Genomic DNA, 17,803 nt, shown 5'->3' on the forward strand with positions numbered 1-17,803 from the left:
CAACGACGAACAAGGAGCAACACATGCCTCGCGTCAAACGTGGTGTAACGGCACGCGCCCGTCACAAAAAAGTTCTCGCCCTTGCCAAGGGTTTCCGCGGTCGCCGCGGCAACGTCTTCCGCATCGCCAAACAGGCGGTGATGAAGGCCGGTCAGTACGCCTACCGTGACCGCCGCACCAAGAAGCGCGTCTTCCGTCAGCTGTGGATCGCGCGTATCAATGCCGGTGCACGCGCTTGCGGCCTGACGTACAGCCAGTTCGCCAATGGCCTGAAGAAGGCCCAGATCGAGATCGACCGCAAGGTCCTGGCCGATCTGGCCGTCAATGACGTCGCTGCCTTCAACAGCATCGTGGAGCAAGTCAAAGCCAAGCTGGCCGCTTGATTCACGACTGTCAACGCCGGCTTCGGCTGGCGTTGACAACGTCGCTCAAAGGGGTTGAGGCTTGAGGGGTTCCCTCGCTGCTCTCAGCCCCTTTTTTGTTTTCCCGCACGAGACACACATGAACGAGTTGGACGCACTGGTCGACAGCGCACGCGCCGCGTTCGCGCAGGCCGTCACTCCCGCCGATCTGGAAAACGCCAAGGCGCAGTACATCGGCAAATCGGGTCGCATCACCGAACTGATGAAGGGCATGGCTGCCCTGTCGGTGGAGGAGAAAAAGACCCGTGGGGCGGCCATCAACGTGGCCAAGCAGGCGATTGAAGCCGCGCTCACCGAGCGCCGGCAGGCGCTGGCCGCAGCCGAACTGGAAGCCCAGTTGAAGGCCGAGGCGCTGGACGTGAGCCTGCCGGGCCGTCAGCGTGGCCAGGGTGGTCTGCACCCGGTGAGCCTGACGCTGGAACGCATTGAAGCCATCTTCGGTTCGCAGGGCTTCGAAGTGGCCGAGGGCCCCGAGATCGAGTCCGACTGGTTCAACTTCACCGCACTGAACACGCCCGAGGACCACCCGGCGCGTTCCATGCACGACACCTTTTACGTGGAGGGCGGCAGTGCCAAGGCGCCGAACCTGCTGCGCACCCACACCAGCCCGATGCAGATCCGCCACGCGGTGCAGCACGTCAAGCGCCACCGCGCCGCTCTTGACGCAGGCTTGCCGATGCCCGAAATCCGCGTGATCGCGCCGGGCCGCACCTACCGCGTCGACAGCGACGCGACCCATTCGCCCATGTTCCACCAGTGCGAGGGCCTTTGGATCGGCGAGAACGTGAGCTTCAAAGACCTCAAGGTCGTGTTCACCGATTTCTGCCGCACCTTCTTCGAGTCCGACGATCTGGTGCTGCGTTTCCGTCCCAGCTTCTTCCCGTTCACCGAGCCCAGCGCCGAGATCGACATCCAGTTCCAGAGCGGCCCACTGGCCGGTCGCTGGCTGGAAGTGGCCGGCTCCGGCCAGGTGCACCCGAACGTGGTGCGCAACATGGGTCTGGACCCCGAGCGCTACATCGGCTTCGCTTTTGGCATGGGGCCGGACCGCCTGACCATGCTGCGTTACGGCGTGAACGACCTGCGCCTGTTCTTCGACGGCGACATTCGCTTCCTGTCGCAGTTCCGTTGAAGTCTTGTTGAGCTGAACCCATGCAATTCCCCGAATCCTGGCTGCGTGCCTTCTGCAATCCGCCCCTGACCAGCCAGCAGCTGGCCGATACCCTGACCATGGCCGGTCTGGAGGTTGAGGAGCTGCGCCCGTTTGCGCCTGCTTTCACTGGTGTGGTGGTGGGTCGGATCCTGAGCGCCGAGCAACACCCCAATGCCGACCGTCTGCGCGTGTGCCAGGTGGACGTGGGGTGGGATGCTCCGTTGAACATCGTCTGTGGTGCGCCCAACGCCCGCGCCGGCATCAGGGTGCCGTGTGCCACCGTCGGGGCTTTGCTGCCGCCCGGAGAAGATGGCAAGCCGTTTGCGATCAAGCTGGGCAAGCTGCGCGGCGTCGAGAGTCAGGGCATGTTGTGCTCGGCCAAGGAACTGCAGATCTCGGAAGAGAGCAATGGCCTGCTGGAACTGGGCGACGACGCGGTGATCGGCCGCAACATCCGCGAGCAACTGGGTCTGGACGACATGCTGTTCACGCTCAAGCTCACGCCCAATCTGGCGCACTGCCTGAGCGTGTACGGCATCGCGCGCGAGGTGTCGGCGCTGACCGACACGCCGCTGCAGCAACCCACGCTCCCCCAGGTCGCCGTGCAGGTGCAGGACCGTCTGCCGGTGAGCGTGCAGGCGCCTGACCTGTGTGGCCGTTTCAGTGGCCGCGTGGTGCGTGGTGTCAACACGCAGGCACAGACGCCGGCCTGGATGGTCGAGCGCCTGGCGCGCTGCGGCCAGCGCAGCATTTCGCCGCTGGTGGACATCTCCAACTACGTGATGTTCGAGCTGGGCCGCCCCTCGCACATCTTCGACCTCGACAAGATCCATGGCGGCCTGCAGGTGCGCTGGGGCCGAGAGGGTGAACAGCTCAAGCTGCTCAATGGCAACACCGTCACGGTGGACGCCGAAGTGGGTGTGATCGCCGACGACAAGGAAGTCGAATCGCTGGCCGGCATCATGGGCGGTGACGCCACTGCGGTGTCCGACGACACACAGAACATCTTCATCGAGGCCGCCTTCTGGTGGCCCAAATCGATTGCTGGCCGTTCACGCCGCTACAACTTCAGCACCGACGCGGGTCACCGTTTCGAGCGTGGCGTGGACCCGTCCACCACCGTCGAACACGTCGAGCGCATCACGCAACTGGTGCTGGACATCTGTGGCGGCCAGGCCGGCCCGCTGGACGACCAGACCCTGGCGCTGCCCGAAGGCACGCCGGTGACGCTGCGCGTGGCCCGTGCGGCCAAAGTAATTGGCATGCCCGTCACGCAAGACCAGTGTGCTGAAGCGCTGCGACGCCTGGGCCTGGAGGTGACAGAAGGCGAAGGCACCGTCACCGTGGCGCCGCCCGCTTTCCGCTTCGACCTGCAGATCGAGGAAGACCTGATCGAGGAAGTGGCGCGCGTGATCGGCTACGAACAGCTGCCGACCAACCCGCCGCTGGCACCCATCACCGCCAAGCTGCGCGCTGAGTCGAAACGCGGTCCGTTCGCGGTGCGCCGCCAACTGGCGCAACTGGGTTACCAGGAGACCATCAACTTCAGCTTCGTCGAAGAGCGCTGGGAGCGTGAGCTGGCGGGCAACGCTGACCCGATCAAGCTGCTGAACCCCATCGCCAGCCAGATGAGCGTGATGCGCTCATCGCTCCTGGGCAGCCTGATCGCCGTGCTCAAGTTCAACCTCGACCGCAAGGCACAGCGTGTGCGCCTGTTCGAGCTGGGCCGCGTGTTCCGGAAGGATGCTTCGGTGCAGGACAGCGACACCAGCGTCGCTGGTTTCGACCAGCCCATGAGAGTGGCCGGTCTGGCTTATGGCGGGGTGGACAGCCTGCAGTGGGGCAGCGCAGAGCGCAACATCGATTTCTTCGACATCAAGGGCGACGTGCAGGCGCTGCTGGCGCCGCTTCAGGCCCTGTTCAAGCCGGCAGAGCACCCGGCCATGCACCCGGGTCGTTGCGCCAGTGTCTGGTTGGATGATCGTTGCATCGGCCATGTGGGCGAACTGCACCCGAAGTGGCGCCAGTCCTACGAGCTGGCGCAGGCGCCGGTGATGTTCGAACTCGCGCTGGATGCCGTGCTGCACCGCGATGTTCCTGCGTTCAGTCCCGTGAGCCGCCAGCAGCCTGTGGAGCGCGACATTGCCGTCGTGGTCAAGGAGTCGGTGACGCACGCTGCCGTGATGGATGCGATCCGCGCGGGGGGCAGCGAGCTTCTTCGCGACGCCGTGCTGTTCGATGTGTACCGGCCCAAGAAGACCGCAGAGGCGGTGGCGGCCGGCAGCCTGGCGGCGGACGAAAAGAGCCTGGCCGTTCGCCTCACGCTCAGCCGTGAGGACGCTACACTGACTGAGCAGGAGATTGAGGCGGCTGTCAAAGGTGCGCTCGTTTCGTTGGAGCAGCGCGTGGGAGCACGCTTGCGTTGAACACACGGCACATGGACAAGAACCTGGAGCACATCCCGATGGAACTGGCAGTCGAGAGTCTGGAGACCCCCGCGCTGACAAAGGCACAGCTGGCCGAATTGCTGTTTGATCAGATCGGTCTGAACAAGCGCGAGTCCAAGGACATGATTGATGCGTTCTTTGACCTGATCACGGACTGTCTGGTCGAAGGAACCGATGTCAAGATTTCCGGCTTTGGCAATTTCCAGATCCGAACCAAGGCACCGCGACCGGGCCGCAATCCCCGGACAGGCGAGCCCGTGGCCATCGAGGCCCGTCGTGTGGTCACCTTCCATGCGAGTCCGAAACTCAAGGAACAGGTGCAGGCGGCGGTCATCACCGGTTGACGTTCTTGCGCCAGGCCTGGTCAGCCAGGTCGAAAAAAGCCCGGGACCGCTGGTTGCCGGGCTTTTTTTCTCCTTCACACATCCGCAAAAAAGTATGAAAGAGATGGATTTGCAACAGTTTGTACGGTTTTTTCAGCTGCGCAGCGCGCGCAGCCGACGCTTAGAGTAAATTTCAAGGTTCGGTCTATACCGCATTGATTTTGATGGAAAAATCGCTTCCCCCGATTCCCGCAAAACGCTACTTCACCATCGGGGAAGTGGGCGAATTGTGTGGTGTCAAGCCGCACGTGCTGCGCTACTGGGAGCAGGAGTTCACCCAGTTGCGTCCGATGAAGCGGCGCGGCAACCGGCGCTACTACCAGCACCACGAGGTGCTCATGATCCGGCGTATTCGCGAGTTGCTGTATGACCAGGGATTCACCATCAGTGGAGCACGCAACAAGCTGCAGGAATTGGTGCAGGCCGAGAGGGACAAACGCCGTCTGCAGGACGGTGACTTTGCGGACTCGGTGGGCTACGAGGTGGTTGGAGATGCAGAGGACGAGATGGTCGTGGACGTCGAGCCCGCGGTTTCCGAACAGCCATCGTCAGCGTTGCTGGGTGTCCGACGGGAACTGCTTGAAATACGTGAGCTTCTGAGCTCGCCGGTGTAAATTGACCAGTTTGCACGCTATAATGCAAGGCTTGACGGCGTGTAGCGCAGCCTGGTAGCGCACTTGCATGGGGTGCAAGGGGTCGCGAGTTCGAATCCCGCCACGCCGACCAAAAACGCAAAAAGCCCGGAGTTTCACGACTCCGGGCTTTTTTGTTTTTGCATGGCCCAGTCCTCCATAGCAGATTGGTGGACCACGACTGTTTTAACCCTGCTCACCAGCATTCGTCTCAGAACCACCACCCGCAGCGGGGGGGGGCCAACCGGTACGGACATCGCGTCGTGGGAATGCACCTTGCCCTCCATCGTTTCTATCGATCCGACTGGAGCCGCACCATGAGCACTTCGCCCATTCACAACAAAAGCCGTTTGCTGTCCATCACAGCGGTCATCGTGGCGCTGACTGGGATCGGATTCCTTGGCGGCGGTGCCCTGCTCGTGACTTTGCAGGGTTCCTACTACTACGTGCTGGCGGGCATCGCTCTGCTGGGCGTGGCTCTTCTGATGTGGCGGGCTCGCCGGGTGGCGCTCAGTCTGTACGCGCTGTTCTTCCTGATCACACTGGGCTGGAGTCTCTGGGAAGCGGGTTGGGCGTGGTGGCCTCTGGCGGCGCGCACCGATGTGTTTTTTCTGATCGGCCTGCTGATGGCGAGCCCCTGGGTGGCCCGTCGGCTCGCGGATGCGCCTGCGCGCGGAGCAGGCGGACGGCGTGCTCCACGGCCGCGCCAACGCTGGTGTGCTGGACGTGTTGCGCTGGCCGGGGCACTGATGCTTTATGTCGGAGTGGCGGTCACCACGTGGGTGGTCGACCCAGCTGCAATCAAAGGCGAGTTCGCGGGCGCGTCGCCCACCGCCCCCCACGACGGCGCCGTGCCCGCCGGTGAGTGGCATGCCTACGGGCGCACTGGCCACGGGCAGCGCTATGCGCCCATCGACCAGATCACCCCCGGGAATGTGGCCCGGCTTGAAGTCGCGTGGCACTACCGAACCGGTGACCTTCGGGGGCAGCCCGGCGACCCGGAGGAAACCACTTTTGAAGCGACACCTCTGAAAGTGGGCAACCGCCTGTTCCTCTGCACACCTCACCAGTTCGCCATCGCGCTGGACGCAACGACCGGGCAGGAGTTGTGGCGATTCAACCCAGGCGTGCTTTCCGGTCTGGCCTTGCAGCACCAGACTTGCCGGGGTTTGTCCTACTGGGCGGGTGGTGCCCCCTCCGCCGAAACCACAGTGCCGGGGGGCGAGGACGCTCAGGTGCCGGGCATGCCCGCGCTGCCGGTGGCGTCCCGAGACGGACCCGCCGTGGACTCCTGCACCGCCATGCTCTTCCTGCCCACTGCGGACGGTCGCATCATTGCACTCGATCCGGCCTCGGGCGCGGTGTGTCGCAGCTTTGGTGGGGGCACCGGGCAGATCAACCTCTGGCAGGGCATGCCCAATGTGCGCCTGGGAGGCTACTACTCCACGTCTCCGGTGGTCGCCTCGCAGAAGGTGCTGGTGGTAGGGGGCACGGTGCTCGACAACGTGTCCACCCGCGAGCCCTCGGGTGTGGTGCGCGGCTTTGACATCCAGACCGGCAAACTGCTCTGGAACTGGGACCCGGCCCGGCCGGACGGAGACACGGCACCCATCGCTCCCGGGAAGACCTATGAGCCAAGCTCACCCAACGTCTGGTCCATCATGAGCGTGGACGAGGCGCTGGGACTGGTGTATCTGCCGCTGGGCAACCCGCCTCCCGACCAATGGGGTGGGCGCCGCACCGACGCCAGCGAAAAAGTGGGCTCTTCGGTGGTCGCGCTGGATCTCGCCACCGGCCGCATGCGCTGGGTGTTCCAGACCGTCCACCACGACCTCTGGGATTACGACGTGCCCGCGCAGCCCACACTGATCGATCTGACCGTGGGCGGCTCCCCGGTGCCCGCCCTGGTCCAGCCCACGAAGCAGGGCGAGCTGTTCGTGCTTGATCGCCGGACGGGCATCCCGGTGCACCCGGTCCGGGAAGTGCCGGTGCCCCAAGGCGCTGCGAGTGGTGACCATACCGCGCCCACCCAGCCGGTGTCGGCGATCTCGTTCGATCCGCCTCCGCTGACCGAAGCAGCCATGTGGGGGGCGACGCCTTTTGACCAGCTCGCCTGTCGAATCGCGTTCCGCCGCTTGCGTTACGAAGGCCGATACACACCACCTTCCGTCGAAGGCTCGCTGGTGTATCCGGGGAACTTCGGTGTCTTCAACTGGGGCGGCATCGCGGTGGATCCGCAGCGGCAGATCGCCTTCACCACGCCGGGCTATCTCGCGTTCACCTCCCAACTGGTCCGCCGGCCAGACGACACCTCTCTCATGGTGCAGGGCAGCGAACGGCCCGACGAATCGCTTCCGGCTCTCAACGAGAACTTTGGCGCACCGTTCGCGGTCAAGCTGGCCGCCTTCACCTCTCCCTTGGGCATTCCCTGCCAGGCACCACCCTGGGGCTATGTAGCGGGCGTGGACCTCAACAGCGGTCGCATCGTCTGGCGGCACCGCAACGGCACCGTGCGGGACCTGGCACCCGTGCCGATGCCGTTCAAGATGGGCGTGCCCAGCCTGGGCGGTCCCTTGCTGACCGCGGGTGGCGTGGCATTTCTGTCCGGTACGCTGGACTACTACCTGCGCGCCTACGACACGGCGACCGGCGAGACCTTGTGGCAGAGCCGGCTGCCGGCAGGCGGCCAGGCCACGCCCATCAGCTACCTCGGTGCGGACGGTCGGCAGTACATCGTGGTGGCGGCGGGCGGGCATGGCTCGCTCGGCACCAAAGCGGGTGACTCCGTGATCGCCTACGCCTTGCCCAGGCGGTGAATCGCGCCCACCCCTCAGGCGATGTCGATGGTGTGAAAACCAAAGTGACCCTGGCGGCGATCGGCGAAGTAGCGCTCCAGGGTTTCGCGGACGGTGCGGAAGGCGATCTCGTCCCAGGGAATCTGGTCTTCCGTGAACAGCCGGGCCTCGATGGTCTCGACGCCCGGGTCAAAGCGGTCGTTCAGCAGCCGTGCCCGGTAGTACATGTGGACCTGACCGACGCGCGCGACGTTCATCAGCGTGAACAGCGGGCCGATTTCAATGGTGGCGCCGGCTTCCTCGATGGTTTCACGCTGCGCACCCTCGGCTGTGGTCTCGCCCAGTTCCATGAAACCGGCCGGCAAGGTCCACTTGCCCCGCCGCGGTTCGATGTTGCGCAGGCACAGCAGCACCTGGGCGCCGTCGTCTCCCCAGACCGGCACGGTGCCCACCACATTCAGCGGGTTCTCGTAGTGCACGGTGGCACAGGCGGTGCAGACCGCGCGGGGTTTGGTGTCGCCGTCGTCTGGCAGTCGGTAGACCACGGGTGCGCCGCATTGGCGGCAGTGCTGGATCGGGCTGCGAAACATGGTGTCGAGTGTAGGGGCGAAACAAAAAAGGGCTCCCATGGGAGCCCTTGTGAAGCCGACGGTCGTCAGGCTTTCTTGGGGGTGGCCTTGCCGTGCTTCTCGATCAAGGCCCTGGCGGTGTCGAGCAGCTGCTTGCCGTTGAAGCCGCGCTTGTCCATGTCCTGCATCCACTCGACCTCGACCAGGCGCGCCTTGCGCTTGAATTCCTGGGCCTCTGCCGCGGGAATGGTGTGGATGGTGTTGCCCTGCTTGACGGCCGACTCGCGGCCCGGGACATCACCACCCTGCTGCACCTTGCCGAGCCAGCCGGAGGTGTCGATGCCGGAGTTCTTGTCGATGATGGCCTTGAGGTCGGGCGGCAGCGAGGCGTACTTAGCCTTGTTCATGGCCATGATGAAGGTGGTGGTGTACAGCGCGCCGCCCGCGGGGTCGAACTCGCTGTGGAACTTGGTGAGCTCGTGCACCTTCACCGAGGGCACGACCTCCCAGGGGATCACGCAGCCGTTGATCACGCCCTTGGACAGCGCGTCAGGAATCTGCGGCAGCGGCATGCCCACCGGAGTGGCGCCCAGGTAGCCGAGCATCTTGGTGATCTGCCGGGTGGGGCCGCGCACTTTGGAGCCCTGCAGGTCGGCCGCGGTTTTCACCAGCTTGTCGCGCATGTGGAACATGCCGGGGCCGTGCACTTGCAGGGCAATGGGCTGCACCTCCTTGAACTCGTCCACGGCCACCGTCTGCACATACTCCCAGTAGGCGCGCGAGGTGGCTTCGGCGTTGTTCATCATGAAGGGCAGCTCGAACACCTCGATGCGCGGGAAGCGGCCCGGGGTGTTGCCCGGCAGGGTCCAGACGATGTCCACCACGCCGTCCTTGGCCTGGTCGTACAGCTGCACGGGCGAGCCGCCCAGCTGCATCGCCGGGTAGGCCTCGAACTTGATGCGGCCATCGGAGTCCTTGGTGACCTTGTCCATCCAGGCCTTGTGCATGTTCAGCCACACGTTGGACTGCGGCGCCATGAAGGTGTGGAACTTGAGGGTCACGCTTTGCTGGGCAAAGCCGACGAGGGCGGGTGCGCCGAAGGCGACGGCGGCACCGGATTGCAGCAGGGTTCTGCGCTGGATCATGTTGTGGCTCCTGTGGTTTTGGGAACAGCGGATCAGAGGCGTTCCATTCTAGGGAGCGACCTCTGGGGGTTTACCCTTGCTGCGTCACGCCACATGCACGGTGATGCCCGTGAGCCCGTCGACGCCACCGGTCATGGTGTCGCTGCTGACCACGGCGGCCACGCCTTCGGGCGTGCCGGTGTAGATCAGGTCGCCAGGCTGCAACTCCCAGGCCGCCGACAGGTGCTCGATGGTCTCGGCGATGTTCCAGATCAGCTTGGAGACATTGCTGCGCTGGCGGTCGCTGCCGTTGACCTGCACCCAGATCGCCGCGTTGCCGATGTCGCCCGCTTCCGCTGCGGGCGTGATGGGGCCGATCGGTGCCGAGTGGTCATAGGCCTTCCCGATGCACCAGGGGCGGCCCTGCTTCTTCATGTCGTTCTGGAGATCCCGGCGGGTCATGTCCAGTCCCACGGCGTAGCCGTAGATGTGGCCGGCCGCGTCGGCGGCCTTGATGGCGCGCCCGCCACGGCCGATGGCCACCACCAGCTCGATTTCGTGGTGCAGGTTGCGGGTGAGCGGGGGGTAGGGGATGGTGGCCGCCTGTCCCGCCTCGGCCACCACGATGGCGTCGGCCGGCTTCATGAAGAAGAACGGCGGTTCGCGGCCGGTGAAGCCCATTTCCTTGGCGTGTTCTTCGTAGTTGCGGCCGACACAGTAGATGCGGTGCACGGGAAAGCGTTCGGCGCGGCCGACCACCGGCACCGAGACGACGGCGGGAGGAGGGAAGACGTAGCTCATGGGAGACCTTTCAGAACAGGGGCTCGGTGGTTCAGTGTTGCGAGGCGGGCAGGCGGACCACCAGGCCATCGAGTTCGGGCGTCAGCCGCACCTGGCAACTCAGCCGGCTGCCGGCCTCGACCGGGCTGGCGGCGAAGTCGAGCATGTCGGTTTCATCGGCCACGGGCTTGGGCAGCTTCTCGGCCCAAGGGCTGTCGATCATGACGTGGCAGGTGGCGCAGGTGAGCACGCCGCCGCAGTCGGCCTCGATGCCGTGGATGTTCGCGTCGACGGCGGCCTTCATGAGGCTCTGGCCGGTGGCGACGGTGATGGTTTCTTCGGTCTGGTCGGCGTGGACAAAACGGATGTGGATGGTGCTCATGAGAGAAAGAGTTGGGTCAGTAGCGGCTGAAGTATTCCCGCCGTTCGAAGTCGGCCTTGTCCTTGGCGTCGGTGTGGCGGTTGATTTCGGATTGTTTGATGCGGCAGAAGTGCTCGACCACGGCGGTCCCCAGGCCGTTGGTCAGCGCCTCGTCGGCCTGCAGCGCGGCCAGCGCATCCCCGAGGTTGTCGGGCAGGCGTTCATGTCCGCTGGCGTAAGGACTGTCGGTGGCCTCCGGTGGCGTCAGTCCGCGCAACAGTCCGTCCAGCCCACTGTGGATCTGCGACGCGATGTAGAGATAGGGGTTGGCCGCCGGCTCGCCGATGCGGTTTTCGATCCGGGTGGCCGGGTCGCCAGCGGCGCCCACCACCCGCAGCATCGCGCCCCGGTTGTCCTGGCCCCAGAGGATGTGCTGCGGCGCCAGGGCGTTGGGCCGGAAGCGGCCGAAGCCGTTGATGGTGGGGGTGCACAGGGCGGTCATGCCCGGCGCGTGCGCCAGCAGGCCGGCCAGCCAGTGGGCGCCGGCGTCCGAGAGGGTGTGCCGGGCGTCGCGCGCCGTGCTGCCCTCGGCCGGGGCCCCGCGCGCGCAGCCGTTGCGGCCACTGTCGAGTTCGACCAGCGACTGGTGCAGGTGCCATCCGCTGGACATGATGTGGGGGAACGGCGGGCGGCACATGAAGGTGGCCAGGTAGCCGGCGCGGCGCAGCGCCTGGCGCACGCCGTTGCGGAACAGCACCATCTGGTCGGCGGCGGTCAGCGCGTCGGTGGCGTCGAACACCGCCTCCACCTGGCTCGGGCCCAGCTCGATCTCCAGCGACTGCAGCGGCAGGCCCAGCGCCTGCGCGGTCTGCATCACGATGCGCAGCGGCTCGTCGGCCATGTCCATCATGGACTCTGCCTGCAGGTTGTAGCCGGGGTGGATCATCTGCACCGCTGGCGGCAAGCCGGGCCAGTCCGCGCGTTCGGGGTCGAGCTGCGGCGCTGCGTCGGTGATGCGGTAGATGTGGAACTCGACCTCGAGGCCGGTCTTGAAGCCGAAGCCGGTGACGGCCAGCTTCGACAGCGCCTGCTGCAGGACGCGCCGGCTGTCCAGCTCCACCGGAGCGCCGCTGGTGTGCCAGGGCTGGCAGCGCAGCCAGCCCGTGCCGTCGGTCCACGGCAGCAGGGTGAAGCTGTCGGGGTCGGGCAGCAGCATCAGGTTGGCCGCGCCGGCGAATCCCGTCAGACCTTCCGTGCCATTCGCCTCGAACACCTTCCAGGCCGTGTGGTCCGAGGTGTCCTTGAGCATCATCGTGCCGACCATGCCCACACCTTCCCGCAGGGCCCGGACCGCGGCGTGCGCCATCAGCGTCTTGCCGCGCAATTGCCCATGCACATCGCACCAGCCCATGCGCACGCGCTGGACCCCGCTGGACTCGATCAGCCGGGCAGCGCGCAGGCAGGACTGCTCCCGGTGGCTGTCGTGCTCGCCGCAGCGTTCTGCGAACGACATCATCGGGCGCCTGCCACCAGGTCTGGTGTCGGCGAGTCGGCGGTCGACCACGGCGCCCCGGCGCGCTTCTCGCGCACGGCGTGCTGCCACCAGTCCTGCCAACCTGGCGCGGGCGCAATGCCGTCGACCGTGTCGGGCCCACCGATGGCCGCCGCCAGCGCCGGGTCGCCAATGCCCGGCGCCGGGCCGCCCTGCGCCACGGCGTCCATGGCCTGCTGCAGCAGGCGGCGGTGGGCCATGATGACCTTGTCGGTGGTGCCCAGGTGTTCGCGCGTGCGGTCCTGGATGGGCCCCATGCTCTCGCAGGCCCACTGGTCGTGCACGTTGATGTCGTCCTCGCCCATGCCCAGGTAGGTGCGGGTCATCTGCTCTTCCGGATTGAAGCCCCACTGGTTCCAGCGGCCTGCCTTGGGGATGTAGTCGGGCATGGTCACGGCCTTGAGCCGCTGCTGGCGCATGGTGGCCTTGTCGACCGGCGCGTCGAAGCTGGTGAAGAAGGCGTACCAGTAGTTGCGGGTGTCGTCCACCGGCACGTGCATCTGCGTGATCGTCATGGTCTCCGACAGCGGGATCACGAAGGTCTGCGGGAACACGTCGTTGGTGACCCGCACATGGGTCAACGCTTCGTTCAGCGGACGGAGCGCGGTCAGCTGCAGACCCCAGGGCTGCTGGGTGAAGCTGATCTCGGGGCGGTCGAACTCGCGCATCACCCGCGTCATGGGCCATCGCTCGCCGCCGATGTCGCCCGCGCTGGCGCCGCGGAACTGCTTGCCGTAGCTGCCTTCGAGCGGTGCGTCGTTGAAGAAGCGGTGCAGGTAGGACGCGTGCGCCGGGTCGATGCCGACCTCGAAGGCCTGCAGCCAGTTGCAGTGCCAGAGGCCCTTGAAGACGAAGCTGTGGCTGGCCGGGGCCACAAAACAGTCGAGCGCAGGGAAGGGCGGCGGGGTCCGGTCCTGCGGACCGAGCCAGGCGAACAGCGCGCCAGCCTTCTCCACGAGCGGGTAGCTGCGCTGGCGGATGCGCTGGCAGAGCGTGCTGCCTGCGGGCTCGGCGGGCGTTTCGGTGCACTGGCCGCTCACGTCGAACTTCCAGCCGTGGAACGGACATCGCAGGCCGTCGCCCTCGTTGCGGCCGTAGGCCAGGTCGGCCCCGCGGTGCGGGCAGTCGCGGTCCAGCAGACCAAAGCGCCCCTGGGCGTCCTTGAACAGCACGAAGTCCTGCCCCAGCAGCCGCACCGCCTTGACCGGACGGATCGCCATCGGCGGGGCCAGCGACGGGTCGAACTCGTCCAGCATGGCCACCGGTTGCCAGTAGCGGCGCAGCAGCTCGCCGCCGGGCGTGCCGGGGCCGACCTGGGTCAGGCGCTGGTTCTGTTCTGCTTTCATGGGCACGTCTCCTGCGTGGGGTGGCAAAACATTAACCGATTTCCGTGGCCTAGAAGCGCCCCGGGGCGGTGTATCGTGGAGCCATGGAGACACCTGCAACGACCACTCCCTGCGCCGGTGCAGGGCTGACCCTGCGCCGCGTGGCGATCGACACCTGGCGCGAGAACGTGGCCTACCTGCATCGCGACTGCGCCGTGGTGCGGGCCGAGGGCTTTCAGGCCCTGTCCAAGGTCGAGGTGCGTGCCAACGGGCGCAGCATCCTGGCCACGCTCAACGTGGTCGACGACCCGGCGCTGGTGGGCTGCGAGCAGATCGGCGTGTCCGAGGATGCGTTTGCGCAGCTGGCCGTGCCCGAAGGCCATCCCGCGTCGGTGACCCAGGCCGAACCGCCGGCTTCGATTCCGGCGCTGTTCCGCAAGATCAACGGCGAGCGGCTCAGCCGCGACGACTTTCAGTCCATCGTCGGCGACATCGCCCGCCACCGCTATTCCAAGATCGAGCTCACCGCCTTTGTCGTGGCCTGCAACCGCAGCGAGCTGGACCGCGAAGAGGTGTCGTTCCTGACCGAGGCCATGGTGGCCAGCGGGCGCCGGCTGGACTGGCGCGAACCCCTGGTGGTGGACAAGCACTGCATCGGCGGCATCCCGGGCAACCGCACTTCGATGCTGGTGGTGCCCATCGTCGCGGCCTACGGACTGGTGTTCCCCAAGACCTCCTCGCGCGCCATCACCTCGCCCGCCGGCACGGCCGACACCATGGAGGTGCTGGCCAATGTGGAGCTGCCGTTCGACCGGCTGACCGACATCGTGCGGGACCACCGGGGCTGCCTGGCCTGGGGCGGCACGGCCGACCTGTCGCCGGCCGACGACGTGCTGATTTCGGTGGAGCGGCCGCTGGCCCTCGATTCGCCGGGCCAGATGGTGGCCTCCATCCTGTCCAAGAAGATGGCGGCGGGTGCGACGCACCTCGTGCTGGACATTCCCATCGGTCCCACCGCGAAGGTGCGCTCCATGCCCGAGGCGCAGAAGCTGCGCCGCCTGTTCGAATACGTGGCGCAGCGCCTGCACCTCTCGCTGGACGTGGTCATCTCCGACGGCCGGCAGCCCGTGGGCCGCGGCATCGGGCCGGCGCTGGAGGCGCGCGACGTGATGCGCGTGCTGGAGAACGATCCGGAGGCGCCCGACGACTTGCGCCAGAAGTCGCTGCGGCTGGCCGGCCGGCTGATCGAGTGCAGTCCCGATGTGCGCGGTGGCCAGGGCTACGCGATCGCGCGCGACATCCTGGAATCCGGTCGGGCGCTGTCCCGCATGCAAGCCATCATCACGGCACAGGGTTCGCACAGCTTCGATCACCACCATCCCGCGCTCGGGGCCCTCACGCTGGAGGTGCCGGCGGCGTCCGATGGCGTGGTGATCGGCATCGACAACCTGCAGATCGCCCAGATCGCACGCCTGGCCGGCGCGCCCAAGGTCAAGGGCGCGGGCGTGGACCTGTTGTGCCGGCTGGGCGACACGGTGCGCGCCGGGCAAGTGCTCTTCCGGGTGCACGCCGACTACCCGTCCGACCTGCAGTTCGCACGCCACGCGGTGGAGCGGCACTGCGGCGTCTCGCTGGGCACGGCTGCCCAGATACCCCAGGTGTTTGTGGAGTCCTGATGCCTTCTGACGACCTGTCCGGTGTGTTGCTGTGCTTTGACGACGAACGCCCGTTGGCGCAGGCCTGTGCCGACCAGACGGGGCTGTCGCTGGCGGTGGTGCAGCGTCACCGCTTCCCCGATGGCGAAGTGCGGGTGCGGCTGCCTGAGTCGCTGCCCGCGCGCGTGGTGCTCTGGCGCGGCCTGCACCAGCCCAACGACAAGCTGGTGGAACTGATGCTGGTGGCGCGCACGGCGCGCACGCTCGGCGCGCGGCACCTGACCCTGGTCGTGCCCTATCTGGCCTACATGCGACAGGACATCGCCTTCAACCCGGGCGAGGCGGTGAGCCAGCGCATCGTGGGTGCGTTTCTGGCGCAGTTGTTCGACGCAGTGATCACGGTCGACCCCCACCTGCACCGCGTCGCTACTCTGCAAGAGGCGATCCCGGTAGAAGACGCCATCGTGCTCGACGGCGCGCCCCTGCTGTCGGACCACATCGCCCGCCAGTGTGCGGGCGACGTGCTGCTGATCGGTCCGGACGAAGAGTCGCAGCAATGGGTGGCGCAGGCCGCCCGGCGCCACGGTTGGGAGTACGGTGTGTGCCGCAAGACCCGCCACGGCGACCGCCAGGTCGACATCGAACTGCCATCCGTGCGGGTGCAGGGGCGTCCGGTGGTGCTGATGGACGATGTCGCCAGCTCGGGGCACACGCTGGCGCGGGCGGCCCAAATGCTGCGGGATGCCGGTGCGGCATCGGTCGATGTGGCGGTGACGCATGCGCTGTTCGCCCAGGGCGCAGTGGCGCTGATCCGCGAGGCAGGCGTGGACCGCATCTGGAGCACCGACTGCATCCCTCACGAGAGCAATGCCGCGAGCATCGTGCCGGCCGTGGCCGCACGGCTGCGCAGCCTTGTACATCCCCTTATGCTCGCGCCATGAAGCTCTACAACTACTTCCGTTCCTCCGCGTCCTTCCGCGTGCGCATCGCGCTGGCGCTCAAAGGCATCGCCTACGACTACGTGCCCGTGCACTTGGCCAAGGGTGAGCACAGGCAGCCGGCCTACGCCGACATCGCCGCCGACGGTCTGGTGCCGCTGCTGGAGCTCGACGATGGGACCCGACTGTCTCAGTCCATGGCCATCATCGAGTACCTCGACGAGACCCATCCCGCGCCGGCGCTGGTGCCCGGCGACGCCATCGGCCGCGCCCGCGTGCGCGCGCTGGCGCAGTCGATCGCCTGCGAGATCCACCCGATCAACAACCTGCGTGTGCTCAGGTACCTCTCGGGCACGCTCAAGGTCGACGAGGAGACGAAGAACACCTGGTACCGCCACTGGGTGCGCACCGGGCTGGAAGCCTTCGAGCGCCAGTTGAACCAATTGCCCGCCGGGCGTTATTGCTTCGGCGACACGCCGACCCTGGCCGACTGCTGCCTGGTGCCGCAGATCTTCAACGGCCAGCGCTTCAACACGCCCATGGACGGCCTGCCGCGCACCATGGCGGCCTTTGAAGCCTGCATGACCCTGCCGGCGTTCCAGCAGGCCCAGCCATCGGCCTGTCCGGACAACGAGGCCTGATGGCGTTCCCGTCCGATTGGCTGGTGCCCGACTGGCCGGTGCCCGCGGGCGTCCGCGCCGTGTTCACGACCCGGGGCGGTGGCGTGTCGGCGCCGCCCTTTGACAGCTTCAACCTCGGTGATCACGTGCGAGACGATCCGGTGGCGGTGCTCGCCAACCGCCGGCGGCTGAAGGACGTCTGCTGCGCACGCCCGGTGTTCCTGTCCCAGGTTCACGGCTTGAAAGTTGCGTCCATCGACGCAAAAACCCCCGACGGCACCGAGGCCGATGCCTGCCTGACGGCGCGGGCCGGCGTGGTCTGCACCGTGATGGTGGCCGACTGCCTGCCGGTGCTGTGGTGCCTGCCCGACGGATCAGCGGTGGCCGCCTCTCATGCCGGCTGGCGCGGACTGGCAGGGCAGGGCGGCCATGGCGTTCTGGAGGCCACTTTTCAGGCCTTCATGGCTCCGTCTTCCCCGGAGGTGGCGCCGCTGGTGTGGCTGGGTCCCTGCATCGGACCCAAAGCGTTTGAAGTGGGCGCGGAAGTGCGCGACGCGTTCGTGGCGGTCGACAACGAGGCTGCATGTTGCTTTGAGGCGCTGCCAGCCGAAGGCAAGTTTCTGGCCGATCTGCCGGCGCTGGCCCGGCGTCGGCTGCGTGCGATGGGCGTGACGAAGATCTTCGGCAACGACGGCAGCGATGCCTGGTGCACCGTCACCCAGTCGTCACGGTTCTTTTCCCACCGTCGGGACGCCGCCCGGCTCGGCAGCACCGGCCGCATGGCCGCCTGCGTCTGGAAGGCCTGAAGCTGCTTGCCGGCGCTGTGCTTCTTCGGCGGCCTCGCGCTCACGGAGGCCTTTGCGCCGCTGGGGCGTGAGCATCAGGTAAACCACCAATGAAAGTGGCACTAAACCGTAAAGAAAAAAGGTCACAATGGCTCCAAGAAGAGAGCCGTTGCTGCCGGTGGCTTCCGCCACCGACATCATCAGCACCACGTAGAGCCAAGCGATCACAACCAGATACATAGCGACCTGCGACCGGGAAGTT

The 17,803-nt window shown here is 66.5% G+C and carries 17 protein-coding genes and 1 tRNA gene; 11 read left to right on the forward strand and 7 right to left on the reverse strand.

The genetic code is table 11. From position 1 onward, the window contains the following. The first annotated feature begins 23 nt into the window (after positions 1–23). The 7 genes from rplT to RCO38_RS07605 all read left to right on the forward strand — a co-directional run bounded on the left by rplT (position 24) and on the right by RCO38_RS07605 (position 7,853). Complete coding sequence (rplT, locus tag RCO38_RS07575) at positions 24–383, forward strand: 50S ribosomal protein L20 (RefSeq protein ID WP_066151478.1); 360 nt, start codon at positions 24–26, stop codon at positions 381–383. Between the two features lie 118 nt (positions 384–501). Beyond that, positions 502–1,554 (forward strand): phenylalanine--tRNA ligase subunit alpha, encoded by a 1,053-nt coding sequence (gene pheS / locus RCO38_RS07580; RefSeq protein ID WP_308327690.1) that lies wholly within the window; start codon positions 502–504, stop codon positions 1,552–1,554. Between the two features lie 20 nt (positions 1,555–1,574). Then, positions 1,575–4,001, forward strand: a complete 2,427-nt coding sequence (gene pheT / locus RCO38_RS07585; RefSeq protein WP_308327691.1) for a phenylalanine--tRNA ligase subunit beta — start codon at positions 1,575–1,577, stop codon at positions 3,999–4,001. Positions 4,002–4,039: 38 nt separating this feature from the next. Continuing rightward, a complete protein-coding gene (locus RCO38_RS07590; protein ID WP_308328070.1) occupies positions 4,040–4,366 on the forward strand; it encodes an integration host factor subunit alpha in 327 nt (108 codons plus the stop codon). A gap of 203 nt (positions 4,367–4,569) precedes the next feature. Then, a complete protein-coding gene (locus RCO38_RS07595) occupies positions 4,570–5,019 on the forward strand; it encodes a MerR family transcriptional regulator (RefSeq protein WP_308327692.1) in 450 nt (149 codons plus the stop codon). Positions 5,020–5,054: 35 nt separating this feature from the next. Beyond that, positions 5,055–5,131 (forward strand) — tRNA-Pro (locus RCO38_RS07600). 223 nt (positions 5,132–5,354) lie between these two features. Further along, on the forward strand, positions 5,355–7,853 hold the full coding sequence (locus tag RCO38_RS07605; protein WP_308327693.1) for a membrane-bound PQQ-dependent dehydrogenase, glucose/quinate/shikimate family: 2,499 nt from the start codon (positions 5,355–5,357) through the stop codon (positions 7,851–7,853). A gap of 14 nt (positions 7,854–7,867) precedes the next feature. Here the strand turns inward: RCO38_RS07605 and RCO38_RS07610 are convergent, their stop codons facing one another. The 6 genes from RCO38_RS07610 to RCO38_RS07635 form a co-directional block, all read right to left on the reverse strand. Next, a complete protein-coding gene (locus RCO38_RS07610; protein ID WP_308327694.1) occupies positions 7,868–8,422 on the reverse strand; it encodes an NUDIX hydrolase in 555 nt (184 codons plus the stop codon). A 65-nt stretch (positions 8,423–8,487) separates the two neighbouring features. Then, positions 8,488–9,546, reverse strand: coding sequence for a TRAP transporter substrate-binding protein (locus tag RCO38_RS07615; protein WP_308327695.1), 1,059 nt, complete (start codon positions 9,544–9,546; stop codon positions 8,488–8,490). 84 nt (positions 9,547–9,630) lie between these two features. After that, positions 9,631–10,326, reverse strand: coding sequence for a fumarylacetoacetate hydrolase family protein (locus RCO38_RS07620; RefSeq protein ID WP_308327696.1), 696 nt, complete (start codon positions 10,324–10,326; stop codon positions 9,631–9,633). A gap of 31 nt (positions 10,327–10,357) precedes the next feature. Then, the gene (locus RCO38_RS07625) at positions 10,358–10,687 is read right to left on the reverse strand and encodes a 2Fe-2S iron-sulfur cluster-binding protein (RefSeq protein ID WP_308327697.1); all 330 of its coding nucleotides are present in this window, start codon (positions 10,685–10,687) and stop codon (positions 10,358–10,360) included. A gap of 16 nt (positions 10,688–10,703) precedes the next feature. Then, the gene (locus RCO38_RS07630; RefSeq protein ID WP_308327698.1) at positions 10,704–12,179 is read right to left on the reverse strand and encodes a glutamine synthetase family protein; all 1,476 of its coding nucleotides are present in this window, start codon (positions 12,177–12,179) and stop codon (positions 10,704–10,706) included. Further along, entirely contained in the window at positions 12,179–13,564 is a 1,386-nt protein-coding gene (locus RCO38_RS07635; RefSeq protein ID WP_308327699.1) for an aromatic ring-hydroxylating dioxygenase subunit alpha, read from the reverse strand. The genes RCO38_RS07630 and RCO38_RS07635 overlap by 1 nt, the downstream gene beginning before the upstream one ends. Before the next feature lie 83 nt (positions 13,565–13,647). Here RCO38_RS07635 and RCO38_RS07640 point away from each other — a divergent pair, with 83 nt between their 5' ends. From RCO38_RS07640 to pgeF, 4 genes are read left to right on the forward strand one after another with little or no spacing between them, the layout of a single operon-like run. Further along, entirely contained in the window at positions 13,648–15,219 is a 1,572-nt protein-coding gene (locus tag RCO38_RS07640) for a thymidine phosphorylase family protein (RefSeq protein ID WP_308327700.1), read from the forward strand. Next, positions 15,219–16,139 carry a ribose-phosphate diphosphokinase gene (locus RCO38_RS07645; RefSeq protein WP_308327701.1) on the forward strand — a complete coding sequence of 307 codons (921 nt, stop codon included), beginning with the start codon at positions 15,219–15,221 and terminating at the stop codon, positions 16,137–16,139. Before RCO38_RS07640 ends, RCO38_RS07645 begins: the two co-directional genes overlap by 1 nt. Further along, complete coding sequence (gene maiA, locus RCO38_RS07650) at positions 16,136–16,777, forward strand: maleylacetoacetate isomerase (RefSeq protein ID WP_308327702.1); 642 nt, start codon at positions 16,136–16,138, stop codon at positions 16,775–16,777. Before RCO38_RS07645 ends, maiA begins: the two co-directional genes overlap by 4 nt. Then, entirely contained in the window at positions 16,777–17,562 is a 786-nt protein-coding gene (pgeF, locus tag RCO38_RS07655) for a peptidoglycan editing factor PgeF (protein WP_308327703.1), read from the forward strand. The genes maiA and pgeF overlap by 1 nt, the downstream gene beginning before the upstream one ends. Here the strand turns inward: pgeF and RCO38_RS07660 are convergent. Further along, entirely contained in the window at positions 17,482–17,781 is a 300-nt protein-coding gene (locus tag RCO38_RS07660) for a hypothetical protein (RefSeq protein WP_308327704.1), read from the reverse strand. The genes pgeF and RCO38_RS07660 overlap by 81 nt on opposite strands. Positions 17,782–17,803: the final 22 nt, after the last annotated feature.

Source organism: Hydrogenophaga pseudoflava (assembly GCF_031020795.1).
In the GTDB taxonomy this organism is placed as follows: domain Bacteria; phylum Pseudomonadota; class Gammaproteobacteria; order Burkholderiales; family Burkholderiaceae_C; genus Hydrogenophaga; species Hydrogenophaga pseudoflava_A.